Origin of the sequence: Nocardia sp. NPDC002869 (assembly GCF_046764065.1) — a bacterium.
Lineage (GTDB): Bacteria > Actinomycetota > Actinomycetes > Mycobacteriales > Mycobacteriaceae > Nocardia > Nocardia rhamnosiphila.
Map to the genome: position 1 here is coordinate 26,520 of NZ_JBKOOL010000022.1, position 24,874 is coordinate 51,393.

Below are 24,874 nucleotides of genomic sequence, written 5' to 3' on the forward strand. Positions count from 1 at the left end.
CATTCAGACACATGTCCGAAGGTGAACCCCTCGTCGTCGAAGCCACCCGTCGGCGCCTGTCCGCGAAACAGGCCGATACGGTCGACAAACTGACGAAGGCCGCGGTGGAGGTACTGACCCGCGAGGGGTTCGCGGGAATGACCATCCGGATGGTCGCCGCCGCGGCCGGTGTGGGCACCGCCACCGCGTACACCTATTTCTCGTCGAAGGAACATCTGGTCGCCGAGATCTTCTGGCGGCGGCTGGTGGCGGCGCCCTCACCGGTCAGCGAGGATCCCGACCCCACGGTCCGGGTGGTGGCCGAGCTGCGGGCCATCGCCATGCTGGTCGCCGACGACCAGGAGGTCTCCGGCGCGGTCACCAGCGCGATGCTCGGCCGCGATCCCGATGTGGCCCATCTGCGCGCCCGCATCGGCCTGGAGATCCGCACCCGGATCGAACGCGCGCTGGGCCCCGACCCGGACCCGGAGGTGGTCGTCTCGCTGGAACTGGTCTACGCGGGCGCCCTCGTCCGGGCCGGTATGGGCTACGCCTCCTACGCCGATATCGCCGACCTCATCGAGAAATCCGCGCTGTTGATCCTGCGCTGAGCATCGGAGCTCCGAGAAGTATGAACAACCGCCCCAAACAGCTCGACTCGCCGTTCGTGCCGACTGCCATCAAGTACATGTCCAAGATCAATACCTGGGCCTACCGGAAGACGGGCGGCCGGATCGGCGGCACCTGGCGGGTCGGGTCGGGCTTCCGCAAACCGGTGCCCACCCTGCTGCTGGAACATACCGGCCGCAAATCCGGTAAGCAGTTCACGGCGCCGCTGCTGTTCCTGCGCGACGATGCGAACATCATCGTGGTCGCGTCGCAGGGCGGGCTGCCGAAGAACCCGCAGTGGTACTACAACCTCGTCGCGCAGCCGGATACCACCGTGCAGATCGGCAAGGACCGGATCCCGGTGCGGGCCCGCCTCGCCGACGACGCCGAACGGGACCGGCTGTGGCCGAAACTGCTCGAACTGTACGCGGATTTCGACAACTACCAGTCGTGGACCGAACGCCGCATCCCGGTGTTCGTGCTGGTCCCCCGCACCGTCTGACGGTTCAGGTGTTCTCGGCCGGTCCCCGGCCACCGATCACGCGGTTCGCCGTGGTGACCACCGCGCGGCCGGCTCCGTGCCGGTATCGCCCGGGCCGCCCGTGGGCCGAGAACGCCCGCCGGCCGCGGCGGCGCCCCTGGTCCGGAGCTTCGGCGATCACCTCTCGGCGGCGCGGAGCGCGCCGATTCGGCGGTACCCGTGGGGCAGCGCCGAATCGGCGTATGGATTCTCAGGCCTGCGCGGGCACATTGGCCCGCTCGGCGCCGACAGTGGTGTCGGGTCCGTGCCCGGTATGGACCACCGTCTGCTCGGGTAGCGCGAACAGTCGCTCGTTGATGGAGGCGAGGATGGTCGGATAGTCGGAATAGGACCGGCCGGTCGCGCCGGGGCCGCCCTCGAACAACGTATCGCCGCTGAAGACCTCACCGCTCGCCGCGGAGTACAGGCAGCACGACCCCGGTGAATGCCCCGGCGTGTGCAGGACCCGTAGTTCCGCGCCACCGACCCGGAAAACCTCACCGTCGGCCAGCGGCCGGTACTCCACGCCGGGATGGGTCTGCTGCCAGAGCACATCGTCGCCGGGATGCAGGAAGATCGGCGCACCCGTCGCCGCCGACAAGGTGGGCGCCACGGTGACGTGATCGTTGTGCGCGTGCGTGCACACTACGGCGGTCACCCGGCGCCCGGCCACGGCGCCGAGAATCGGCTGCGCGTCGTGCGCGGCGTCGATGATCAGTACTTCATTGCCGTCGCCCACGAGCCAGATATTGTTCGCCACATCCCAGCAGCCGCCGTCGAGGCAGAACTGCCCCTCGGTGACGATCCGTTCGACCCGGGCCGTCACAGGACCACCACCGAGCGCAGGACCTGTCCACCGTGCATGGTGTGGAAGGCCTGCTCCACCGCGTCCAGCGTGATCCGCTCGGTCACGAACTTGTCCAGCGGCAACCGGCCCTGCCGATACAGGTCGATCAGCATCGGGAAATCCCTCTCCGGCAGGCAATCCCCGTACCAGGACGATTTCAGCGCCCCACCGCGGCTGAAGAAATCGATCAGCGGCATCTCCAGCGTCATATCCGGGGTCGGCACCCCGACCAGCACCACGGTGCCGGCCAGATCGCGCGCGTAGAACGCCTGCTTCCAGGTCTCCGGGCGGCCGACCGCGTCGATCACCACATCGGCGCCGAATCCCCCGGTGAGGTCCTGGATTCCGGCGACCGCGTCGGTGGCGGACGCATCGATGGTGTGGGTCGCGCCGAGTTCGCGCGCCCAGTCGAGTTTCCGGGCGTCGGTGTCCACCGCGATGATGGTGCCCGCGCCGGCCAGCCGGGCGCCGGCGATCGCCGCGTCGCCGACCCCACCGCAGCCCAGTACCGCCACCGAATCGCCGCGGCCGACATTGCCGGTGTTCACTGCCGCGCCCACACCCGCCATCACGCCACAGCCCAGCAGACCGGCCACCGCCGGGTCGGTCGCCGGATCGACCTTGGTGCATTGTCCTTCGTGGACGAGGGTTTTGTCGGCGAAGGCGCCGATACCGAGCGCCGGGGTGAGTTCGGTGCCGTCCTCGAGCGTCATGGGCACACTGGCGTTGAAGGTGTCGAAGCAGTACCAGGGGCGGCCGCGCCTACACGCGCGGCACCGGCCGCAGACCGCCCGCCAGTTCAGGACGACGAAATCACCCGGTTCCACATGGGTGACCGCCGAACCCACCGTTTCCACCACACCCGCGGCCTCGTGGCCGAGCAGGAACGGGAACTCGTCGTTGATCCCGCCTTCGCGGTAGGTGAGATCGGTGTGGCAGACCCCGCACGCCTGGATCTTCACCACCACGTCCCGGGGACCTGGGTCGGGTATGACGATCGGGACCAGCTCGACCGGGGCACCGGAACGGCGGGCGATGACACCTCGAACCTGCTGTGGCACAGCATCTCCTCTCGGGCGGAAATACGACGATGCGCGATAGCGCATACGTTATCCGCCCGCGCGCCACACGGGCAGTGCCCACCGCGCCCGGCGGGCCGACCCCCGGGGCGATCAGCAACGAACGAGCAGCCGGAACGCAGTGTGGCGGCGCACCCGCCCGGCGCACCGCCACACTGTCGGCAAACACTCAGAGAACTCCCCAGGCCTGCAGCAGATAGGTCACATTGGCGGCGATGGACGTGACGAGATTCGCCAGATTCAGGGCCGCGGACCCGGCTTCGATCATGTTCTTCTCTTCCTTCCGATCCCACCCGACCGGAGCCCAAAGTACCGACGAAGCCGAAGTCGAGCAAACGCCCGATCAACCGGAAAACCGGCCGCACGGGCCGCGCGGCGGAGTGAACACCTGCCCGAAAAACTGATCGGACACCTGTCCCACTCAGTGCGCAATCGCAGCCGCCCGAACCCGCGCGACCGCCCGGCTCGCGAGTGCCGGAAAGGGGGACGGGCCGCGATCGCCGGCTCAGCCGGCGATACCCGCCTCGGGTTCGGGACCGGGCCCGTCGGCGCGCAACTTCAACAGGGTCAGCCCCGCGGTGCACGCCAGGATGAGACCGATCACGGTGATGACCACGTGCAGGGTGCCGATACCGAAAGCCGCCGCACCCAGCCCACCGGCGAAGACCAGCCAGCCCAGTACTCTGCCCACTGTCACACCCGTACCACCCGATACAGGATCCGCCGGCTCCGGAGCCTCCGCTGCGGCGGATTCCTCCGCCGCGCCCGGCAGGTCGGTGGTGGTCTGGTCTCCCATCATCTACTCCTCGATGGCGCCGATCCGGAAATCGTTTCGCGCCTACCACTTCAGTGCACGGTCACCGAGAAAAACACCGGGTGCCTCATGCGTCACTTCAGCAACATACGCTACGACCACAACCCGAAGATTGTTACGCGACACAAGCCCGCGACACGCGGCTGATATCAATTCGATACCTGAACCGTACCCCTTTCTCCGCCGTTCTACACCCGGTAACCAGGGGATCAGCAGACGGGGGTCTAGTTCTCCCCGGCGCGCTGAATTAAGGTTGGGCCACTGACATATCACAGGAGCGTCACCGATGGAGAGCAAAACGAAGGTCGCCGGACCACTGGCGGCCGCCGGGGCGGTTTCCCTCGGGCTGGTGCTCATCGGCGCGTGCGGAATCGGCCAAGAGGACACCTATGTGCCGCCGCCCCCGATCCGCTCGGGTCCGCAGGCCGCGGAACCGGCGGGGTTCACCGGCGAACCCTCCACCGGTATCGCGAAAGTGCTGATACCACCGTCCCCGTCGTGGCGGATGGCCCCGGAGCCGCCGCCCCGGCGCACCCTCCCGCCCGAATACCAGATCTCGGTCACCGCATCCACCGGTCCCGGCGCCGAGCCGACCGCCGGCGAGACCACCCGCCGGGTCACTCTGTCCGCCACGCCCGACTCGGCCGCCCCGGCCGAGTCCGGTGGGAGCACCGCCTCGCTGCCGAGCCCGCCGCTGGAACCGGCCCACACCGAATCCTCGCTGCCCGCACCGTCTCCGGTCACCACCGTGGTGATCGCCCCGGTTCCGCCCGAGGGTGCGGGCCCGCCGCCCGCCGAACCCCCGGTCGCACCACCCAGCGAACCCCCCGCCCCGCCGCCCGCCGGATCTCCGCCCCCGGTGCCGGCCGAACCGCCGGTCGCGGGAGACGAGCCGGGGTACCCGGAAACGGATCCGGCGGAAGACGTCCCGGCGGAGTCGACGCCCACGCAGATCCCCGTCGCGCCCCGGGTCGCCGCACCCACGACCGGCGAGGCGACCACACCGGACTCCGCCGACCAGCCGCCCCTGCCCACCCCGACCGGCACCGTCGCACCTGGTAACTGATCCACCGGCCGGCCACGAGTGCCGGCTGCTGCTTCTCTCTCCCCGCCGCCGAGAGGGCCGATCACGCTGTTTCGACAGCTGCGCGCCGCCGGGGAGTTGCGGCACCGTGCCGGTTCCCTATTGCGCGCCACGGCCCGCGGCCGGCGCCGGACGGACTTCGAATGCAGGCTCCGCCGAGCAGATCTCGAAACTCAGTGTTCGGCGTAGGCGACCGACCGCTGGGCGGCGGCGATCATGGGCCGCAGGGCATTGGTGAAACCTTCGGCGCCCACCGGGGCGATCTCGACATCCTTGCCGGTGTGGACCGCGTAGCGGCCGTCGCCGGTGATATCCACCCAGCACAGGACACCGAACGGCGCCGGCCCGGTGCGCCGGTGCACCGACACCACCATCTGGCCGATTCCGTCGCGGGGAAGTGTGAGCCGCTTACGGATCCGGGTCGCCACGGTGGGCCCGGACACCGGGACGGTCACCCGGTCCCGGCCGTCCTCGACGACCTCGCTGCGCGCCGCGCGCAGCCGCCCCCCGGCGCCGGCGGCCGCGGCCGGCAGGGCCGCGATCACCCGGACCGGCAGCGAGGTGGCGGTGCCGGCAGTGATCCGCAGTTCGCCGCCTCGGTCCGGCTGCGGGCCCGGCCGCTGGGTGGCGACCACCCCGATACGGCCCGCCGAGGCGGCGAGTATCCGCACGGCCGGAGTCCGGTCCCCGTCCTGTCCGAACGTCTCCACACTCACCTCGGGGCCGGCCAGCACCCGTAGCGCGGCCTCCAGGTCGGCGTCGAGAGTGCCGTCGCACCACTGTCGCAGGGCGGGCAGTTGGGCGGTGCGCTCGACGGAATCGCGAGCCGACAGGCGGACCGCCAGCGGATAGGGAATCCGGTCGCCGACGGTCCGTTCCCATGCCAGCGCGAACTGGTCCGGGGTGAGGAGCCAGTTCACTCCTCTTCCGTCCACTCGCCCAGCACCGGCGGAATGGTGGGCTCCAGGGCGCCGATCAACTGCCCCGCCGGTTCGCCCGCTTCCAGATAGGTGAGTTCCTCGTCGGCGAAGTGGAGATCGTCCTCGGCCGGAGCGGTCCGCTCGGTGCGCGGCGCCACCGGGGTGCCGGACCGGACCGTATCGGCTGCCATGGCACCGCCCATCAACCCGCCGATGGCCCCCGCGCCCATTCCGGTGACCGCCTCGCCTCCCGCGGCCCGCTGCTGTTCGTCCCGGGAACGTTCCTGGTCACCGGTCGAGCCCGCCGGGCGGACCGGGGCGGCGAACAGCGGGATACCCGCCGCCGCGGCCGGACTCGCCGGCGCGGCTCCAGCGGTGACCGGCGCCGCCGCGGGCGCGGTGGCGGGCGCGGCGATCTGCCCGGTGGCCGCCGCGGTCGTGCTCTCGGGGCCGGACCCGGCCGGAGCGAGGTGCGGGGTATCGGGCCGGACACCCGAGACCGTGACCGCCGGCGAACCGGGTTCATCCGGGGCCGCGACTCCGGCCGGAGCCGTGGCCGGCTGCTGGTCCGCCACGGTCGTCCCCGCGGGCGCGGCGGGAGGCCGCTGTCCCGCCGTGGTTTCCGGGCCGGGTGCCGCGGGCGCGGCCGCCGCACCGCCGGGCACCTCGGTGCCGGGCAGCGCGTCCGGTAGGTCGGGAAAGGCGGGGATCTGGGCGCCGGTCGGAATGAAGGCGCCGGTGTAGACGCTGTCCATCATCCGGACCACCTCGGCGCGATCGTCGTCGGCGGCCCGCTGCGCGGCGATATTGCCGGTGGCCGCATGCGGGTCCAGCAGCGCCGCCGCGAGATCCGGTTCGGCGCCGCCGGGTTCGGGGACCGCGGCGCGTAGTGTCTCCGCGGCGTCCCCGGCCCGGCCGAGCCGCTGCCCTACGGTGGCGAGCACATCGGCGAGGTGCCGGCCGGCGGCCTCGAAATCGCGGACCGCGGCCGCGGCCAGACCGGCCGCCGATCCGCGCCAGCCGTCGGCGATGGCGCCGCGGATCTCGGTATGCGCCTGCGCCACCGCGTCGGCGAGGCCGGTCGCCGCGCCCTGCCAGGCCTGCCCGCCGCTCTGCAGCACCGACGGGTTCATGGCGGCCACCCCGGCATGGATCTGCCGGTGGGTGAGGTTGTCGAATACTTCCACGGTGGGGGCGTACTCGGGATCGACGCGGTAGTGGACACCGCGTGCCCCGGCGCGGGGTAGTTCACGCACCGGAGGCTCCCGTCGGTGCGGCGGCGCCGAGCGCCGCGGCGATATCGGTATCGGATTCGCGGTAGGCCGCCGCGGCGGCCCGGAAGGTGTGCGCGAGCTGCCGGGCGGTATCGGAGTACCGGCGCAGCGCCGCGATCGCGTCGGTGGCCTTGCCCTCGAATCCCGAGCGTAGTGCCGCACCCGAATCGAATCCCCCGAAGCCGGGCAGCGATACCGCCGCGGACAGTGTGTCGATCTGCGCGTCCACCTGGTCGGCGAGTTGTTCGTAGCGCAGTGCGCACTGTTCCGGCGCACCCTCGGCCACCAGGACGCCGTCGATCCACAGCTGCCCGTCTTCGACGGCGGAATCGAGCGTGGTGATCGCATTCGGCTGCATCGTGTCCCCCTTCCTGCTCCGCTGTCACACAGCGGGTTTCACGGTCGTCGCACCGGCCCCGCGACGATCTCCTGCGTCCACTGCACGATATCCGCCGTCACCCGGGCGCGCACGCGCTCGTGCAGCAGATCGTGTCCGGCATCGGCGTATTCGCGCAGTTCCACCGCCTCGCGCCGCCGCGCCCACGCCCGGACCGGGTCGATCGGCGCCCGGCGGTCGTCCGCCCCGTGGACGGCCAGGACCGGTGGGAGCCGCGGCCCGGCGGCCTCGGCGCGATCGTCGAGGGCGCGCGCCGGAGTACCGCACAGCACCAGTCCGGCCGGCAGGTCGGCGGGTACGGCCGGGGTCGCCGCGACGGCGGGGTCCAAGGCGGGCGGGGTGGCGCCCAGGGTCGCGAGCGCGGTGATCGCCCCGAGCGAATGCCCCATGAGCGTGAGCGGGAGTTCCGGAGCCTGCGCCCGCGCCAGGGCGAAGAACGTGGCCGCGTCGGCGACGAGTTCGGACAGGACCGGGCGGGCGCCGGGATCACCTTCACTGAGGCCCTGGCCCGCCGGATCCAGCGTCCAGACGGCGATACCCGCCCCGTTCAGCTGCCGCGCGAACTCGTGGTAGTGCCCGCTGTGCTGGCCGGTGCCCGGCAGCAGCACCAGGCCCGTCGCGGCCCCGGCGACCGGCCGGTTCCGATAATGCAGGCGGCCGCGCACGCCGTCGAAGAAACCCATGGCCGGATTCTGGCAAAGAATGACAGGCCGTTGGTGGCCCACGATCGGCGGCGGTGGCCGTCTCGTCCGGGCCACCGCGGACCGTATCGTCCGCGCCGGGGGATCTAGGCCGGGGCGGGCGCGGGCGCCGGTTCCGGCGCAGGCGCAGGTGCGGGAGCCGGACCGCCCGGTTCCGCGGGCGGCGCGGCGGGCGCGGACTGCGGCGCCGGCGCGGGCGCCTCGGGCACCGGGAACATGCCGACCGTGGGCGTCATCACACAGAGCGCGCCCGGGTAGTCGATGGTGCCCCACATGGACGCGAGGACGATACCCGGACCGCTGTCCACGGTCCGGGACAGTGACGGGGTGCCGAACTCGGTCAGATCGTCGAGTATGTCGAGACCGCTGCGCCCGTTGTTGATATTGATCCAGGCGACGACCAGGCCGGAGGCCTGCGGGATGCCCGGATGCCCGGGGGTCGCGTGGAAGGTCAGGGTGCCGGGGGTACCGCTGATGTTGGCGCTGGGACCGTTGGCGGTGCCGGCCGCGATGATGGTCGTGATCGGGCCGTTGCTGCCGCAGCCGAAGGTGGGCGCCGCGTAGACGAAGGGTGTGTACACGCCGATGGTGCTGATGTGGTTGGCCGCGACGTAGTCGGCATAGCGGTCCAGCGCGTCCACTCCGGCGTGCGTTTCCGGTTTGCCGGCGGTCTGCTCGGTGAGCGCCTGCATCGCCGTTTCGGCCGGGGTCGGCGCGGGTGCGGCGGCCGCCGGTGTGAAGGCGAGCGCTGCGCTGATTCCGAGGGCGGCTGCCGTGGCCGCGGTGCGCGCGACAATTTTGTTGTGCACTGCTGACTCCCTACATCCGATCGGGGCGACGGTGCCGGATCCGGCCGGCGACCCCCCGCCCACCGCAGCAAAGTACCAGGCCCGCCCGGTCGCCGCCTGGTCACACTCCGCTCTCGTCCGCCGTGATCGGCCCTGCGCTCCCGGCACATGTGATGCACTCGACACGGCAGGATCGGGGAGGGGTGTAAATTCTATGCCGGGACAATCGAGACATAATTGGAGATGTGTATGAAATTGACTCTGTCTCCCGACGAGGCCGTCTTCCGTGACGAGCTGCGGAAGATCTACACCACCGCGATCCCGGCCGAGATCCGGGAACGCGTGAAATACGGTCACGAACTGTCCCGCGAGGACGTCGTGACCTCCCATCGGATCCTCAACGAACACGGCCTGGCCGTACCGAACTGGCCGGTCGAATGGGGTGGCAAGGACTGGACCCCGATGCAGCGGCATCTGTGGCAGGACGAGATGCAGCTGGCCAGCGTGCCGGACCCGCTGACCTTCAACGCCACCATGGTCGGCCCGGTCATCGCGCAGTTCGGCTCCGAGGAACTCAAGAAGCGGTTCCTGCCGGCCACCGCCAACCTCGACATCTGGTGGTGCCAGGGCTTCTCCGAACCCGACGCCGGTTCGGACCTGGCCTCGCTGCGCACCACGGCCGTGCGCGACGGTGACTCCTACATCGTCAACGGCCAGAAGATCTGGACCACCCTCGCCCAGTGGGCGGACTGGATCTTCTGCCTGGTCCGCACCGACCCGAACGCTCCGAAGAAACAGGCCGGGATCTCCTTCCTGCTCTTCGACGTGAAATCGCCCGGTGTCACCATCCGGCCGATCAAACTCATCGACGGCGGCTACGAGGTCAACGAGGTCTTCTTCGAGAACGTGCGGGTCCCCGCCGACCAGCTGGTGGGCGAGGAGAACATGGGCTGGACCTACGCCAAGTTCCTGCTCGGCAACGAGCGCACCGGGATCACCGCCGTCGCCCGTACCAAGGTGCGGATCGGCGTGGCCAAGGAATACGCGGCCGCCACCAGGTCGGGTTCCGGGACCCTGCTGGAAGACCCGCTGTTCGCGGCGCGTATCGCCGAACTGGAGAACGAGCTGCTCGCGCTGGAACTCACCCAGTTGCGGGTGGTGTCGAACTCGACCGAGGGCAAGCCCAACCCCGCGTCGTCGGTGCTGAAGATGCGCGGTTCGGAACTGCAGCAGGCCGCCACCGAGCTGGTCCTCGATATCGCCGGCCCCGACGCGCTGCCGGTACACGCCGCGGATATCGCCTCGCCGGACTGGGCGCAGCGCTCGGGCCCGAGCTATCTCAACTATCGCAAGACAACCATCTACGGAGGTTCCAGCGAGGTGCAGCGCACCATCATCGCCTCCTCGATCCTCGGATTGTGAGGTCAGGTAATGGATTTCGATCTCACCGATGAACAGGCCCTGCTCCGCGACACGGTGCGCGACCTGCTGAATCGCCATTACAACCCGGAATCCCGGCTGCAGGTCATCGGCACCGACCTCGGCTGGAGCCGTCAGGTCTGGAATCAGCTCGCCGAACTGGGCGTGCTGGGGCTGAGCTTCGCCGAGAAGGACGGCGGTATGGAGGCGGGCCCGGTGGAGACCATGCTGGTGCTCGAGGAGATCGGGCGGCGGCTGGCGCCGGAACCGCTGCTCGACGCGGTCCTGGTACCGGGCGGGCTGGTCAGCGCGGTGGGCACGCCCGACCAGCGCCAGCGCATCCTGCCCGAGGTCGCCGCCGGATCGAAACTGCTGGCCTTCGCGCACGGTGAACCCGGCACCCGCTGGCCCGACCACGCGATCGCCACCGCGGCCACCGCTCAGGGCGAGGGCTACACGCTCAGCGGTACCAAGAACCCGGTACCGCACGGCGACTGCGCCGACGACCTGGTGGTCAGTGCGACCCTGCCCGACGGTGGTCTGGGCCTGTTCCTGGTCGCCGCCGACGCCACCGGGGTGACCCGTACCTCCTACGCGACGGTCGACGGCCTGCGTGGCGCCCAGATCGTCCTCGACGGCGCGGCCGCCGAACTGCTCGGCACCGGCGGCGACGCCACGAGCGCCGTGGACGAGGTGCTCGCCCGGGCCCAGGCCGGGTTGTGCGCGGAATCGATCGGGGCGATGGCGGAGTCGCTGCGGCTGACCACCGACTATCTGAAGACCCGTAAACAGTTCGGTGTCACGCTGTCGAAGTTCCAGACCCTCGCCCAGCGTGCCGCGAACATGTACGTCTCGCTCGAGCTGGCCCGCAGTATGAGCTACTACCTCACCGCGTCGCTGGTCGACGGTGCCGGGGACCCGGTCATCGCGTCCCGGGCGCGGCTGCAGGTCAGCCGGTCGGCGAAGCATATCGGCCAGGAAGCGATCCAGATGCACGGCGGTATCGGCGTCACGTCCGAATACCCGGTGAGCCACTATGTGGCCCGGCTCACCGCCATCGAGCGCACGCTCGGTAGCTCGCTGGAGCATCTGCGGGTGCTGACCGCGCAGGTCGCCGACTACGCTCAGCCGGAGCTGTAACCCGGCCCACCCGGCTCCGGACGCCCGGTACCGTTCACCGGGCGTCCGGCCGGAGCAGGTCGGTCACCTCGGCGTCGTCGAGCTGGTGGAAATCGCGGTAGGCACCGCCCACCCCGGCCAGCGCGGTCGGTGCCTGCGGGCACACCACCTCGTCGGCTTCGGCGCGGATCCGGTCGAGCGCCTCGGGCGCCGACACCGGCACCGCGACCACGATCCGCCGCGGTTGCCGGGCCCGGGCCACCCGGCAGGCCACGACCACGGTCGCCCCCGTGGCCACCCCGTCGTCGACGATCACCACGGTCCGGTCCCGCAGCGGGATCGGCGGGATATCACCGCGCCATACGATGCGGCGGCGGTCCAGTTCGGCGCGCTCGTCCGCCTCGATGGCCTCGAGCCGCGCCCGGTCCAGTCCGGTCTGGCGCAGGACATCGGCATTGAGCACCCGCGCACCCTCCTCGCCGATCGCGCCCGCGGCGAGTTCCGGCTGCCAGGGCACCCCGAGTTTGCGGACCAGCAGGATATCGAGGTCGCCGCCGACGATATCGCGGACCGCCGCCGCCACCGGAACCCCGCCCCGGGGCAGTCCGAGCACCAGCGGGTGCTCCGCACGCAGGTGCGTCAGTTCGCTTCCCAGTGCGCGCCCGGCGGTGAGACGGTCGGCGTAGAGCATTACCTTTCGACGCTACTCGCTTCCGGCGCGGTCACCACGAATCTGCGCAGCGCAAGGCTCGGATTGGTGCGGCGGACCCGGTCCACCAGGCCGGACTCCAGCTCGGCGACGGCGACACCGGGCGCATCGGCCAGTTCGGCCAGCACCCGGCCCGCGGGGTCGACGATCATCGAGGCGCCGGCGCCGCGCGGCCCGCACTGGTCGGCCCCGGCCACATACACCGTGTTCTCGATGGCCCGGGCGCGCAACAGAGTGGTCCACTGGTCGACCTTGCCCGGTCCGGGAATCCACTGCGCGGGCAGCAGCAGGACCTGCGCGCCGGCCACGGCGAGCCGCCGGAACCCCTCCGGGAACCGGAGATCGAAACAGGTCTGCAGACCGAAGGTGAGCCCGTCGGCGGTGAACAGCGCCGGTTCGTCCACCGGCCCGGGCGCCACCACCTCCGATTCGCGCTGACCGAACGCGTCGTAGAGGTGCACCTTGCGGTAGCGCGTTCGCAGCGATCCGTCGGGACCGAGCACGACCAGGGTGTTGTGGATCCGTTCGTCACCGGGCGGGGCCGTCTCCACCACCCCGGCGACCAGGTACACCCCCGTTTCGGCGGCCAGTCCGGCCAATGCGGTGACATACGGGCCGTCGAGCGGTTGCGCGGCGGCCAGGGCCCGCTCGTCGAGCCGGCCGAGCGCGAACATCGAGTACTCGGGAGCCACCACGATCCGGGCGCCCTGCTCGGCCGCGGCCCGCACCCGCGCGGTGAGTGCGACGAGATTGGCATCGATATCGGTATGCGGTGCGAACTGCACGACCGCGAGAACCGTCGCGCCGTCGTGCGGGGGGCCGGAGAGCTCGGTGGGGGCGGCGTTCATGCTCACACCGTATGGGCCGGTGGGCCACGCGACCAGTCCGTACCAGTAAACTTCTGGTCAATGAGCACCAATGAGGGCGACGACAACCTGGGCGAGCACTCCGGCGAGACCGAACCCGAAACCGCCGGACCGTCCTTCGCAGATCTCGGTATCGATGACCGCATCCTTTCGGCCATCGCCGATGTCGGCTACGAATCGCCCTCCCCTATCCAGGCCGCGACCATCCCGTCGCTGCTGGAGGGCACGGATGTGGTCGGTCTGGCGCAGACCGGTACCGGTAAGACGGCGGCCTTCGCCATCCCCATCCTGATGGGCCTGCTGCAGGAGCAGCCCACCGGCAAGCAGCCGGCCGCGCTGGTGCTCGCGCCCACCCGGGAACTGGCGATCCAGGTCGCCGAGGCGTTCGGCCGCTACGCGACGCATATGCCGGGCACCCATGTCCTGCCGATCTACGGCGGCCAGAGCTACGGGGTCCAGCTGTCCGGTCTCCGGCGCGGCGCCCAGGTCGTGGTGGGCACGCCGGGCCGCGTGATCGATCATCTGGAAAAGGGCACCCTGGACCTGTCGAAGCTGCGCTATCTGGTGCTCGACGAGGCCGACGAGATGCTGAAGATGGGGTTCCAGGAGGATGTGGAGCGCATCCTCGCCGACACCCCGGCCGAGAAGCAGGTGGCGCTGTTCTCCGCGACCATGCCCGCGGCCATCCGCAAGATCTCCAAGCAGTACCTGCGCGAACCGGTCGAGATCACGGTCAAGGCCAAGACCAGTACCGCCACCAATATCGCCCAGCGCTGGGTGCTGGTATCGCATCAGCGCAAACTCGACGCGCTCACCCGGATCCTCGAGGTGGAGTCCTTCGAGGCCATGATTATTTTCGTGCGCACCAAACAGGCCACCGAGGAACTGGCCGAGAAACTGCGCGCCCGCGGTTTCTCCGCCGCGGCCATCAATGGCGATATCGCCCAGGCCCAGCGGGAACGGACCATCGGCCAGCTGAAGGCGGGCACCCTCGACATCCTGGTCGCCACCGATGTCGCCGCCCGCGGACTCGACGTGGACCGGATCTCCCATGTCGTGAACTACGACATCCCGCACGACACCGAGTCCTACGTGCACCGCATCGGCCGCACCGGCCGCGCGGGCCGCAGCGGCGAGGCCCTGCTGTTCGTCGCCCCGCGCGAACGCCATCTGCTCAAATCCATCGAACGCGCCACCCGGCATCCGCTGACCGAGATGCAGCTGCCCAGCGTCGACGATGTGAATGCCCAGCGGGTCGCGAAGTTCGGCGACGCCATCACCGAGAACCTCAGCTCGGACAACCTCGCCCTGTTCCGCAAATTGATCGAGGACTACGAGCAGGAGCACAACACCCCGCTGGCCGATATCGCGGCCGCGCTGGCGGTGGTGGCGCACGACGGTGAGAGCTTCTTCCTCGAACCCGAACCGGAGCCGGTGGAGCGGCCGCACCGTGAACGGGCGCCGCGCCGGTTCGAGGAGGGTGGCTTCGAGGAGCGCCGGGGTCCGTCCCGGCATCGCGCGACCGGCGCGGAGCTGGCCACCTACCGCATCAGCGTGGGCAAACGGCACCGGGTGGTGCCCGGCGCGATCGTCGGCGCCATCGCCAACGAGGGCGGCCTGCGGCGTAGCGATTTCGGGCATATCAGTATCCGGCCGGACCACAGCCTGGTGGAACTGCCCGCCCAGTTGCCGCCGGAGACACTGGAGGCATTGCGCAGCACCCGCATCAGCGGTGTGCTGATCCAGCTGCAGCTCGATCAGGGCGCGCCCGGGTATCGCTCGATCGGCCGCGGCCCCCGCCGTGACGGCCCCAAACGTCAGGATCGCCGGAAACCGCGTTCCTGACGCACGACCCGTTCCACCAGGTCCGACCCGGTGGCTACAGTGGGGCCCGTCCGGCCCGCGCGCGAGCGTCGGCCGGGGTGGCACTGGGCGCAGGAGGGCCATAGTTGTTCGTTGTCGGTGATCGGGTGGTGTACGGCGCCACGGATCTGGTGCGCGCCGCGCGCTGCGAATTCGCGCTGCTGCGTGCGCTCGACGCCGAACTGGGCACCGTCGGCCCGCTCCCCGGTGACGACAGCGACTGCGCGACAGCGGATCACGCGCGTGATATCGACGAGGCCACAGTATTCGACCGGGTACTCGGTGATATCGGGCAGCGGTACCCGGGCACGCTGATCGAGATCTCCCCGCCGGGAGCGGTTCCCGATTCGCTCGCGGCAGTGTCCACCGCGCATACCGAGACCCTGGCCGCCGTCGAGACCGGCGCGCCGGCGGTGCGCAACCCGGTCGTCTTCGACGGTGAGGTGTTCGCATCCGCCGATCTGCTGACCCGCACCGCCGACGGTATCCGGCTGCACGGCGTCGATACCGGCAGTTCCGGACCGGTCGCCACGGCGCTGCGGATCACCGTCGCCGCCGCACTGTTCGAGCAAAGGTCGATCCGGGTCGACCCGCAGGTGTCGGTCCACTCGGAGGCCGGAATCCGGGTGGTCGCGCTGTCCGACACCCGGCCGGTGTATCTGGCCCGTCGGCGCCGGATCACCGAGATCCTGGCCGAGCATTCCAGCGAACTGCTGCCGGTGCAGTGGGGCGATCCGCGCTTCCGTGCCTGTCACCGGTGCACCGTCTGCCGCGCCGCTCGCGCCGAGGCCCGGGATCTGCTGCTGGTCGCCGGGATGGACCTGCCCACGCGGGCCGCGCTGCGGGCGGCCGGTGTCACCACCATCGACCGGCTCACCACCCGCACCGTCGCCGCGCCGGAGCTACCCCCGCGCCTGCTGACCCGGTTGCGCACTCAGGCCGTCGTCCAGCTGCGCCAGGAACGGTCCGGTCGCGGCGAATACGTCACCGCCGACCCGTCCGCCCTGGACATGCTGCCCGCCGCCACCCCCGGCGACCTCGCACTCCACGTGGACGAGATCGCCCCCGGCCGGTTACGGATCGAGGTCGCCGCCCGCGACACCGTCCGCCTGACCCGTGAGATCCGCCTCGAATTCCCCGGTGTCACGCCGGTCCTCGCGCGACGGCACGAACTGCGTGCCGCCGGGCGCCGGGCCTTCACCGATATCCTCGCCGCGCTCACCGAACCGCTGCTGGCCGATCCCGATCTGCACATCTACCACTACACCGCCGCGGCCCGTACATTCCTGTTGCACAGCGGTGCCCGGCTCGGCTTCGGCGAGGAGACCGTGGACGTGCTGCTGCGGGCGGGCACCCTGGTGGACCTGTATCCGATATTCCGGGGCGCTTTCGTCGCCGGATCGCGGACCTACGCGCTGCCTGCCGTCGCGGCGGTGCTCGGTGGCACCTCGGAGGATTCCGGGGCGCGTACCGTGCTGCGGCTCGCGGACCGGTTGCGTGCGCAGCGGGGCGACTCACCGGCCGGGCACGTCCAGACACTGGACCGGCTGCTGCGCGAAACGCCCTCGGCGCAACCCTCGCCCACCGAGGCCGCCCTGGCCGAATTCGCCGCCCGGCGCCCGGACCCGGTAGCGGAGGCCCCGGCCGAACCGCACCGGGTCGCCGCGCTGACCGCCGCACTGCTCGGCTATCACCGCCGGGAACAGCAGACCGCCTGGTGGGCGCATATCGACCGGTTGACCCACCCACCGGCCGACTGGGCCGCCGAACCCGGGGTCATGGTGGCCGATTCGGCCGCGGTCGATACGAAATGGCATATCGGTCCCGGCGATACGGTGCGCCGCTTCCTGCGGCTCACCGGCCGGCTGGCCGGTCCGGGCCTCGCGCCGGGCACCACGGTCTGCGTGGTCTACGAACCCGCGGGACGCGCGCCGCGGGCCGTCCGTACCTGCGGGACCGCCACAGTCCTCGGCTGGGCGGCGGACACCGATTTCGCCGATACCGTGCGCCTGGAGGAGACCCTGGCGCCCGGGGCCGAACCGCACGACGAACTACCGGTCGCGCTGGCACCGGCACTGCCGGACCCGCCCGTCGCCGCGGCGGACGCGATAGAGGATATCGGCCGGCAGCTACTCGTCTCGCTGCCCGCGATCCCCGCGACACCGCTGTTCGACCTGCTGACCCGCCGCCCACCCCGCCTCGGTGCCACCGCCCCGGAGCCCGCCGGGCCACCTCTCCCGCCCGCCGGGGAAGACCCGCGGGCCGCGATCACCGCGGTGCTGCGCGACCTGGACCGTTCGTATCTCGCTGTGCAGGCGCCCACCGGTACCGGCCGGACCGCCGTCCTGGCCGATGTACTGGCCACACTGGTCACCGAGGACAACTGGCGGATAGGTATCGTCGCGCCGACCGCCGCGCCGGTCGAGAACCTGCTCGACGCGGTGGTGCGCGCGGGTGTGCTGCCCGAACTGGTCGCCAAGAGCGAGTCGGTGGCCGTGGCTCCCGAATGGCTGATCCTGGAGGCCGACCGCTACCCCCGGTTCCTGGCGAACGCGATCCGCGGCTGCGTCGTGGGGGGTACGCCCGCCGACTTCACCGACCCCCTGCGGATCCCGCCTGATTCGCTGGACCTCCTGGTAATCGCCGACGCGAACGCCTTCCCGCTGGCGACCACGGCCGCGGTCTCGGTGAGTGCCCGCAACCTGCTGCTGACCGGCGATCCGGCCGCCCGGTACGACTCCGATCCGGGGCCGCATCCGGAGCCGGTGCACACCCCCGCCCTCACCTGGCCGAGTTCCGGTCACGTGACGCTGCCCGCCACCCACGGCTACTTCCTGGGCCGGACCCGGCGCCTGCATCCGCGGCTGAGCGAGGCACTGTCACCTCTCTACTTCGAAGGCCGGTTGCGGGCGTACCCGGCGCCCGCCGAGGCGTTCGCCGACGCCGTCGAACCCGGAATCGTCACGGTGCCGGTGGATCACCACGGCAACAGCACCGCCTCCGACGCCGAAGCCCGCGAGGTCCTACTTCAGATCCGAAACCTGCTGGGACAGCGATGGGACGACGGCACCGGGCCCCGGCTGCTGCAACCGCACGACATCGTCGTGGTGTCCCCCTTCCGCGCCCAGGTGGGCCGGATCCGGAACCTGCTGGCGCGGGCACGGTTCGAGGAGGTGCTGGTGGGCACTCCGGATCTGCTCCGGGGCCGCGAGGCGGCGGTGGTCCTGCTCTCCCTGGCGGCGTCGAGTCCCGAGGATTCGCCGATTCCCGTCGGTGCCCTGCTGTCGCCCGCGCTGGTACACGACGCGGTGGGCCGGGCCCGCCGGCGAGCGGTGATCGTACGCTCCCCACTGCTCACCGAATTTCTGCCGGAGACCCTCGACGAATCGGCGAATATTTCGCGATTCGTCCAACTGGATAATCGTTAGGCATTCGCGGACCGTTTCGTCCTGCTGGGACAGTCGGCGCAGTTTCCCGGAATTACATGGAAGCAATGCGAATTACTGCCGGAATAATACGTCCCCGCCGTATCGGATTCGGCCGCCTCATCCGAAACATTTACCTTCGCCACGATATGTCGGTACCGCCACGCGCGAGCCGTCACCATCCACCAGATACAACCGGTCGAACCGTTCACACAGCTCACCGGCCTTGGCGTGCCGGAACCACACCCGATCCCCGATCGACAGATCCGCGGCTCCGGCCAGCGGCGTCTGCACCTCACCCGCCCCTTCCGTACCGAGCATCCGCAATCCCTTGGGCCACACCGGTTCGGGTACGCGAGAAGCTCCCGCCGGCCCGGAGGCGATATATCCCCCGGCGAATACCGTGACCATTCCGGCCGCGGGCCGGCGCAGGACCGGTAGCGCGAAATACAGTGCGGGCCTGGGCCGGAACGATCGATATCCGTCGAACAGGGTAGGTACGTACAGCCCCGATCCCGCGGTGATCTCGGTGACTCCCGGTGCGGCGGCGGACAATTCGATCGAACCCGTGCCACCGCTGTTGACGATCTCGAGCGGCCCGGTCACCGTGTGCACGGCGTCCAGCACCGCGCCCCGGCGCCGGCCGATCTCCCGGGCGGAGGCCTTCTTCACCAGGCGTACCGGCAGCGAGGTGTCCGGTAGTCCGGCGATCTGCGCCTCGTAGGTCATCAGTCCGACCACCCGGAACCCGCGGCCGACGGCCGTCTCGGCCAGTTCGGCGGCCTGTTCCGGGGTCCGGATCGGCGAGCGGCGCACCCCGAGATGCACGGGACCGATTCGCAGCGAGGCGTCCACATCCAGGCAGACCCGGGGATGTACGGTCGCGCTGCCGACCGCGGCGCGGACGAGGTCCAGCTGCGCCACATCGTCGATCATCAGCGTGATCGCCTCGAGCAGGACCGGGTCGCCGCCGAGTTCGGCCAGCGCCGTGCGATCGGCACTCGGGTACCCGAGCAGCACATCGCGAGCGCCCTGCCGGACCAGCCAGATCGCCTCGGTGAGCGAATACGACATGAGGCCGGCGAAACCGCCCGCGGCGGTCAGTCCGGCGCCGAGCACATCTTCCAGGACCGCGCGACAGCGCACGGATTTGCTGGCCACCCGGATGGGCCGGCCCGCGGCCCGGCGCACCAGGTCGGCGGCATTGGCCCGCAGGGCGGTGAGGTCCACCGCGGCCAGCGGCGGATCGAGATCCGCGGTGGCCGCATGCAGAGGGGCGATCGGCGAGGTCACACTCACCCGACCACTCAACCACCGTACTGGTCGAACGTCCAGCTTTATTGGGACGAGTTTCCGGCGTCGATCGCCCGGGTGACCAGATTGGAGACCAGATCGTCGAAGGCGACCAGGACGACCTCGTCGTCACAATCGGCCAGCCACCGCAGCACCGAACCCTGGACCACCATCATCACGTAGGACGCCACCGATTCGACCGGCTCGATCCAGCGGGTACCCGACCGGGCGGCGCACAGCTCGAGCCATTCGATCACCTCGCGTTGCTGGGCACGCTGCCGCTTGGAGACCACCGGGTCGGGTACATAGTCCGCGGTCGAATCCCAGTGCCGGCACAGGGTCTGCACGGTCTTGGAGTAGGCGTGGATCTGCTGCACCGGCGTCGACTTGACCAGCGGCCAGTAGGCGCTCACCCCGGCGTGCAGCAAGACCCGCAACGCCCGTAATCCGGTGATATCCATAACCGCGTCTGCATGATCGACCGCTTCTCGCACGGCCGACCGGATCCGGACCTCCGCTATTTCTCCACGTACGCCCAACGCAAGCTCCCTCGGCAAACAACTCGCACACTCCGGACCGAAAACTCGGCACCGCAGTGGCCGGCCGGATCGGTAGGCATAGTCGGGATGTTGCAGCCTATCCAATCCGTCTTCTCGATATTAGAAGGTTTTCGGGGTTTGAGAACAGTTCTGACGGGAAACCCATACCCGAAGACTGTTTTTACGGCCTCTTCGGGACCGACTCCACATACCCCGGACACTCGGTACACGCACGTCCGGCCCACCCTGGACCGCCCCGGGAGACGTACCCGTACCGCCACAGCGCCTCATGACAGAGACCATCGGCCAGTCTACGACCGGGTCCCGGTGATCTTCGTCGGCTGTGCGGCATCACACAACGCGCACGGTCGGGCGGCAGTTAGCCTGATGCGGTGACAAGCTCTCCCCTCGCCGGGCATCTCCGGATCAGCGGCACATTCAACTTTCGGGATCTCGGCGGATTGCGCCTGCACGGCGGCGGGACGACACGTCCCGGAGTCCTGCTCCGTTCGGCCCAGCTCAGCCGGCTCGACGACGCCGGCCACGCCACCCTCCGGGAACTGGGTGTGGGGGCGGTCCACGATCTGCGCGGCCACCTGGAGATCGAACGCGCCGGCGCCGACCACCTGCCCCCGGAGATCCGGCTGAACATCACCCCCTTCGACGACGGAACGGTCACCGCGCCCCCGCACGAGGCGGGCGCCGGCCGGCAGGACGCGCCCGGTGCCGCGCTCGCCTACATGATGGACGTGTACCGCAACTTCCCGGCCCGGCCCGAGGCACACGCTGCCATCACGGCCCTGGCCGAGGCGATCGTCGCCGACCGCGGAGCCGTCCTGGTGCACTGCGCCGCCGGTAAGGACCGCACCGGCTGGACCATCGCCACGCTGCTGCGCGCGGTCGGAGTCACCGAGTCCGAGATCCTCGGTGACTACCTGCTGAGCAACCAGGCGGTCGCCGAACTGCGCACCGCGCTGAAGGACGAGTTCGGCGCGGATCTGCCACCGGCCGTGCTCGAGGTACGGGAGGAGTACCTGCGCGCGGGCCTCGAATCCGGGATCGAACTGCACGGTGACTTCGATGCGTATCTCAGCGCCGTGGGCCTCACGCCCGACCTGCGGGAGCGCCTGCGGGAACGACTCGTCGCCTGACGCTCAGGCGCTGCGCCGGACCAGCCCGTCGGTGCCGATGCACACATGGTCACCGGTATGGAACCAGCTGCCGGTGAACCGGTCGGCGGTGCGCTGGGGATCGTTCCAGTAGCGCCTGGTCACATTGGGGCCGCGGCACAGCAGCTCGCCGCGCCCCGACGCGGCCTCCGGTCCGCACAGCGCCAGCTCGGTACCGCCGAACGGGAACCCGAGCACGGTACCGTCGGCGTCGGCGGCCGGACCGGCGGTCGGCCCCAGCGCCAGCCCGATCCCGCTGGTCTCTGTCGCCCCCCACACCGACCACTGCCGGGCCGAGGGGAACACCGCACCGAGATCACCGGCGGACGCCGACCCGGGCTCCGCGACGTCGGCGCGATGACCGGCCGTGCTGATCCGGATCACCCGCTCGGTGCGCAATCCGTCGGCACGCCCCGCGGCCAGCTCCGGCAGCAGGCCGCCGAGCACACGGGTACTGGCCGCGAGCGTATCCACGCCTTCCTCGGCGATCGCCGCCGCCACCGCACCGGCGCCCTGGGCCAGGACCACGGTGCCGCCCACCGCGAAGGTGGGCAGGAGCTGATCGACACAGCCGCTGGCGTGGGCCAGCGGCTGCAGCACGAGATTGCGCATCCCGTCGGTGGGCAGATCGAGGGCGGCGACCATCGAGCGGATGGCGGAGAGCAGATTCTCGTTGGTCAGTTCCACCCCCGTCGGCACCGCGCCCGCCCCGGCTCCGCTGGTGTAGCAGAGCAGGGCCAGATCGCCGAGCGCCGCACCGTCGTCGATGAACGCGGCGGCGTCGGGCAGGTCGGCGGCCCAGCGGCTGTCGCTGCGAGTGGCGCCGCAGCCCCGGTCGGGCGCGCCCAGGACGAAATCGGCATCGCTGTCGGCGATGACCTTGTCGGCCGCCGCGCGCGGCAGCCCGTACTGGACCAGAACCGGTACCGCCCCGCTGAGCAGCGCCCCGAGGAACGCCTGCACCCAGCGCACTCCGGGTGGCATGTGCACCGCGACCCGGTCCCCGTAGCCGATCCCGTGCTCCTGCAGCCCACCGGCCACCCGGGAGGCCGAATGCCACAGCTCCCGATAGGTCAGCCGGCCGCCGCCGACCTCGACCACGGCCTCCCGGTTAGAGAACGCGTGCACCTGGAGATCGAGGAGTTCGGTGAGGGCGGGGCTGAGGTTGCCGTAGCGCAGGATGCCGTCCGCGCCCCGCGACAGCGGCGCCGCGGCGCCGGCGTCGACGATATGGAACTCCACCGGCTCCGGCCGTGGGCCGGGCGCGCCGCCGGACTGCCGCACCGGGCCGGACGGACCGGCCGCGGGCCCGATGATCGTGGTCGTACCGCCTTGCATCGGACCTCCGCACAGTCGAAAAGTCTGGCACCTGTGACTATATGACTCAGATCACAAATGCGGGTGCGGAGTCGGCGAATCGCCCGGATCGATCACGAAATCGTCATCCGGTAGGTCAGCGCCCCCGATAGGTGGCCTTCCCGGGGCCCAGTTCCAGGAAGCTGCGCACCGCCCGCGGCAGGTCCTCGGTGTCGAACAGGTCACCGGACACCTGCGGGGTCACCGAATCCGCGTGCGCCACCCCGCCCGACCGCCACGCTTCGACGATCCGCTTGGTGGCGGCATGCGCGCGCGTGGGCCCCTCGGCCAGCCGGTGGGCCAGCGCGACCGCCGCGGTGTCGAGATCCTCGTGGATCTGGTTCACCACGCCCCATTCGCGCATGGTCTGCGCGTCGTACAGATCACCGGTCATCACCAGCTCGCGGGCCCGGCCCGACCCGGCCCGTTCGGCCAGCCGCTGCGGCCCGCCCATCGACGGCGTCAACCCGACCACGATCTCCACCAGCCCGAACTTCGCCTTCGGCGCGGCCAGGATCAGATCGCAGGCCAGCGCGATCTCGAACGCCGCGGTGAGGGTGAGCCCGTGCGCGGCGAAGAGCACCGGGCACGGCAGCGCCTCGATCGGATGGCTGATCCGAGCGAACAGGTCCTGCCACAGCTGGGCTCCCTGCGCGGCGGTGAGCCCGTCGAAGGTATGCACATCGACCCCGCCCGAGACCACTTTGCCCTCGGCCCGGATCAGCAACGCGCGCGGCGGCCGCGCCGACAGCTCGGCGAGATCGGCGACCAGGGCGTCGAACATGGCTCGATCGAACAGGTTCAGCGGTGGGCTCGCCAGCGTCAATGTGGCGACTTCGGCACCGCCGGCGGTGACCGTGCGTTCCAGCCGGGTGGGTTCGGTAGCGCTCATACCGTCAGCTTATGGGCCGGTCCTGCGAGACTGGTGCCATGACCGATTCGAAAACCGCACAGGGCACCTACGTCGAACCGGGCGAATTCAAGCGCGACACCCACTACATCACCACCCGGATCACCGCCGACGGCCGCGACGGCTACCCGGTCGAACCGCGCCGGTACCGGCTGGTCGCCGCCCGCGCCTGCCCGTGGGCCAACCGCACCCTGATCGCGCGCCGCCTGCTGGGCCTGGAATCGGCGATCTCACTCGGCCTGTGCGGTCCCACCCACGACAAGCTGAGCTGGACCTTCGACCTGGACCCGGGCGGGGTGGACCCGGTGCTGAAGATCCCGCGGCTGCGCGACGCCTACCTGGCCCGCTTCCCCGACTATCCGCGCGGTATCACGGTGCCGGCGATCGTCGACGTACCGACCGGCCGGGTCGTCACCAACGATTACGCGCGGATCACCCTCGACTTCTCCCTCGAATGGACCGAGTACCACCGTGACGGAGCGCCGCAGCTGTATCCGGAAGCACTGCGCGCCGAGATCGACGAGGTGAACGCACGCGTCTTCCGCGAGGTGAACAACGGCGTGTACCGCTGCGGTTTCGCCGGCGCCCAGGATGCCTACGACGCCGCCTACAACCGGCTCTTCACCGCCCTGGACTGGCTGTCGGACCGGCTGACCGGGCAGCGCTATCTGGTCGGCGACACCATCACCGAAGCCGATATCCGGCTGTTCACCACCCTGGCCCGGTTCGACCCCGTCTACCACGGCCATTTCAAATGCAACCGCAGCAAACTCAGCGAGATGCCGGTCCTGTGGGCCTACGCCCGCGACCTGTTCCAAACCCCCGGGTTCGGCGACACCATCGATTTCACGCAGATCAAGGACCACTACTACAAGGTCCACACCGACATCAACCCGACCCGGGTCGTCCCCAAGGGCCCGAACCTCGCCAACTGGCTCACCCCCCACGGCCGCGAATCCCTCGGCGGCCGCCCCTTCGGCGACGGCACACCCCCACCACCCCCGGTCCCGGCCGAAGTGGTCCCGGCGGAGCACGGGCCCCGCTAGCTGCACCCCGGACCCAAGATCCGCACCACGCACAGTTCAACCTTGGGCCCGGACGTCGAACACCGACGCACCCCATGCGTCGAGTTCTACGAGACACCTCAAAGGGTTGAGGCCCGTCTCGCCGTTTCGGCCTCGAAGCGCATGCGCC

Annotated in this window: 23 protein-coding genes; 9 read left to right on the top strand and 14 right to left on the bottom strand. The window is 70.4% G+C overall.

What is annotated here, in order from left to right:
* Positions 1-11 precede the first annotated feature (11 nt).
* Together ACLML9_RS06710 and ACLML9_RS06715 are read left to right on the top strand one after the other, a co-directional pair.
* Positions 12-590 carry a TetR/AcrR family transcriptional regulator gene (locus tag ACLML9_RS06710; RefSeq protein ID WP_039824411.1) on the top strand — a complete coding sequence of 193 codons (579 nt, stop codon included), beginning with the start codon at positions 12-14 and terminating at the stop codon, positions 588-590.
* A 20-nt stretch (positions 591-610) separates the two neighbouring features.
* A complete protein-coding gene (locus tag ACLML9_RS06715) occupies positions 611-1,090 on the top strand; it encodes a nitroreductase family deazaflavin-dependent oxidoreductase (protein ID WP_411944663.1) in 480 nt (159 codons plus the stop codon).
* A 229-nt stretch (positions 1,091-1,319) separates the two neighbouring features.
* Here the strand turns inward: ACLML9_RS06715 and ACLML9_RS06720 are convergent, their stop codons facing one another.
* The 3 genes from ACLML9_RS06720 to ACLML9_RS06730 form a co-directional block, all read right to left on the bottom strand.
* On the bottom strand, positions 1,320-1,934 hold the full coding sequence (locus ACLML9_RS06720) for an MBL fold metallo-hydrolase (protein WP_411944664.1): 615 nt from the start codon (positions 1,932-1,934) through the stop codon (positions 1,320-1,322).
* Positions 1,931-3,016, bottom strand: a complete 1,086-nt coding sequence (locus tag ACLML9_RS06725; RefSeq protein ID WP_411944665.1) for an S-(hydroxymethyl)mycothiol dehydrogenase — start codon at positions 3,014-3,016, stop codon at positions 1,931-1,933. Before ACLML9_RS06725 ends, ACLML9_RS06720 begins: the two co-directional genes overlap by 4 nt.
* 523 nt (positions 3,017-3,539) lie before the next feature.
* Entirely contained in the window at positions 3,540-3,830 is a 291-nt protein-coding gene (locus ACLML9_RS06730) for a hypothetical protein (RefSeq protein ID WP_411944666.1), read from the bottom strand.
* A gap of 304 nt (positions 3,831-4,134) precedes the next feature.
* Between ACLML9_RS06730 and ACLML9_RS06735 the strand changes: the two genes are divergently transcribed.
* On the top strand, positions 4,135-4,914 hold the full coding sequence (locus ACLML9_RS06735; RefSeq protein WP_411944667.1) for a hypothetical protein: 780 nt from the start codon (positions 4,135-4,137) through the stop codon (positions 4,912-4,914).
* 191 nt (positions 4,915-5,105) lie between these two features.
* Here the strand turns inward: ACLML9_RS06735 and ACLML9_RS06740 are convergent, their stop codons facing one another.
* From ACLML9_RS06740 to ACLML9_RS06760, 5 genes are all read right to left on the bottom strand, one after another.
* Positions 5,106-5,852, bottom strand: coding sequence for an ESX secretion-associated protein EspG (locus tag ACLML9_RS06740; protein WP_411944668.1), 747 nt, complete (start codon positions 5,850-5,852; stop codon positions 5,106-5,108).
* Positions 5,849-7,108 carry a WXG100 family type VII secretion target gene (locus ACLML9_RS06745; RefSeq protein WP_411944669.1) on the bottom strand — a complete coding sequence of 420 codons (1,260 nt, stop codon included), beginning with the start codon at positions 7,106-7,108 and terminating at the stop codon, positions 5,849-5,851. The genes ACLML9_RS06740 and ACLML9_RS06745 overlap by 4 nt, the downstream gene beginning before the upstream one ends.
* Positions 7,101-7,484, bottom strand: coding sequence for a hypothetical protein (locus tag ACLML9_RS06750; protein WP_411944670.1), 384 nt, complete (start codon positions 7,482-7,484; stop codon positions 7,101-7,103). The genes ACLML9_RS06745 and ACLML9_RS06750 overlap by 8 nt, the downstream gene beginning before the upstream one ends.
* A 38-nt stretch (positions 7,485-7,522) precedes the next feature.
* Positions 7,523-8,206, bottom strand: coding sequence for an alpha/beta hydrolase (locus tag ACLML9_RS06755; RefSeq protein ID WP_411944671.1), 684 nt, complete (start codon positions 8,204-8,206; stop codon positions 7,523-7,525).
* A 104-nt stretch (positions 8,207-8,310) separates the two neighbouring features.
* On the bottom strand, positions 8,311-9,033 hold the full coding sequence (locus ACLML9_RS06760) for a hypothetical protein (protein WP_411944672.1): 723 nt from the start codon (positions 9,031-9,033) through the stop codon (positions 8,311-8,313).
* Between the two features lie 228 nt (positions 9,034-9,261).
* Here ACLML9_RS06760 and ACLML9_RS06765 point away from each other — a divergent pair, with 228 nt between their 5' ends.
* Together ACLML9_RS06765 and ACLML9_RS06770 are read left to right on the top strand one after the other, a co-directional pair.
* Positions 9,262-10,434 carry an acyl-CoA dehydrogenase family protein gene (locus ACLML9_RS06765; RefSeq protein WP_411944673.1) on the top strand — a complete coding sequence of 391 codons (1,173 nt, stop codon included), beginning with the start codon at positions 9,262-9,264 and terminating at the stop codon, positions 10,432-10,434.
* A 9-nt stretch (positions 10,435-10,443) separates the two neighbouring features.
* Entirely contained in the window at positions 10,444-11,571 is a 1,128-nt protein-coding gene (locus tag ACLML9_RS06770; RefSeq protein WP_411944674.1) for an acyl-CoA dehydrogenase family protein, read from the top strand.
* A 34-nt stretch (positions 11,572-11,605) separates the two neighbouring features.
* Here the strand turns inward: ACLML9_RS06770 and ACLML9_RS06775 are convergent, their stop codons facing one another.
* Both ACLML9_RS06775 and ACLML9_RS06780 read right to left on the bottom strand, forming a co-directional pair.
* Positions 11,606-12,241, bottom strand: coding sequence for a phosphoribosyltransferase (locus ACLML9_RS06775; RefSeq protein WP_411944675.1), 636 nt, complete (start codon positions 12,239-12,241; stop codon positions 11,606-11,608).
* Positions 12,241-13,107 carry a carbon-nitrogen hydrolase family protein gene (locus tag ACLML9_RS06780; protein WP_411944676.1) on the bottom strand — a complete coding sequence of 289 codons (867 nt, stop codon included), beginning with the start codon at positions 13,105-13,107 and terminating at the stop codon, positions 12,241-12,243. Before ACLML9_RS06780 ends, ACLML9_RS06775 begins: the two co-directional genes overlap by 1 nt.
* 60 nt (positions 13,108-13,167) lie before the next feature.
* Between ACLML9_RS06780 and ACLML9_RS06785 the strand changes: the two genes are divergently transcribed.
* The gene (locus ACLML9_RS06785) at positions 13,168-14,970 is read left to right on the top strand and encodes a DEAD/DEAH box helicase (RefSeq protein ID WP_411944677.1); all 1,803 of its coding nucleotides are present in this window, start codon (positions 13,168-13,170) and stop codon (positions 14,968-14,970) included.
* Positions 14,971-15,074: 104 nt separating this feature from the next.
* Positions 15,075-18,416, top strand: coding sequence for an AAA domain-containing protein (locus tag ACLML9_RS06790; protein ID WP_411944678.1), 3,342 nt, complete (start codon positions 15,075-15,077; stop codon positions 18,414-18,416).
* A 117-nt stretch (positions 18,417-18,533) separates the two neighbouring features.
* On the opposite strand, the gene ACLML9_RS06795 is transcribed toward ACLML9_RS06790, so the two are convergent.
* Both ACLML9_RS06795 and ACLML9_RS06800 read right to left on the bottom strand, forming a co-directional pair.
* On the bottom strand, positions 18,534-19,706 hold the full coding sequence (locus ACLML9_RS06795; protein WP_411944685.1) for an amino acid deaminase/aldolase: 1,173 nt from the start codon (positions 19,704-19,706) through the stop codon (positions 18,534-18,536).
* Positions 19,707-19,750: 44 nt separating this feature from the next.
* Positions 19,751-20,167, bottom strand: coding sequence for a TetR family transcriptional regulator (locus ACLML9_RS06800; RefSeq protein ID WP_411944679.1), 417 nt, complete (start codon positions 20,165-20,167; stop codon positions 19,751-19,753).
* 470 nt (positions 20,168-20,637) lie between these two features.
* Here ACLML9_RS06800 and ACLML9_RS06805 point away from each other — a divergent pair, with 470 nt between their 5' ends.
* Positions 20,638-21,396 (top strand): tyrosine-protein phosphatase, encoded by a 759-nt coding sequence (locus ACLML9_RS06805; protein WP_411944680.1) that lies wholly within the window; start codon positions 20,638-20,640, stop codon positions 21,394-21,396.
* A 3-nt stretch (positions 21,397-21,399) separates the two neighbouring features.
* Here ACLML9_RS06805 and ACLML9_RS06810 read toward each other — a convergent pair whose 3' ends face one another.
* On the bottom strand, positions 21,400-22,752 hold the full coding sequence (locus tag ACLML9_RS06810) for a class I adenylate-forming enzyme family protein (protein ID WP_411944681.1): 1,353 nt from the start codon (positions 22,750-22,752) through the stop codon (positions 21,400-21,402).
* 115 nt (positions 22,753-22,867) lie between these two features.
* The gene (locus ACLML9_RS06815; RefSeq protein WP_411944682.1) at positions 22,868-23,662 is read right to left on the bottom strand and encodes an enoyl-CoA hydratase/isomerase family protein; all 795 of its coding nucleotides are present in this window, start codon (positions 23,660-23,662) and stop codon (positions 22,868-22,870) included.
* A gap of 38 nt (positions 23,663-23,700) precedes the next feature.
* On the opposite strand from ACLML9_RS06815, the gene ACLML9_RS06820 reads away from it, so the two are divergent.
* The gene (locus ACLML9_RS06820) at positions 23,701-24,726 is read left to right on the top strand and encodes a glutathione S-transferase family protein (RefSeq protein WP_411944683.1); all 1,026 of its coding nucleotides are present in this window, start codon (positions 23,701-23,703) and stop codon (positions 24,724-24,726) included.
* The last annotated feature ends 148 nt before the right edge of the window (positions 24,727-24,874 follow it).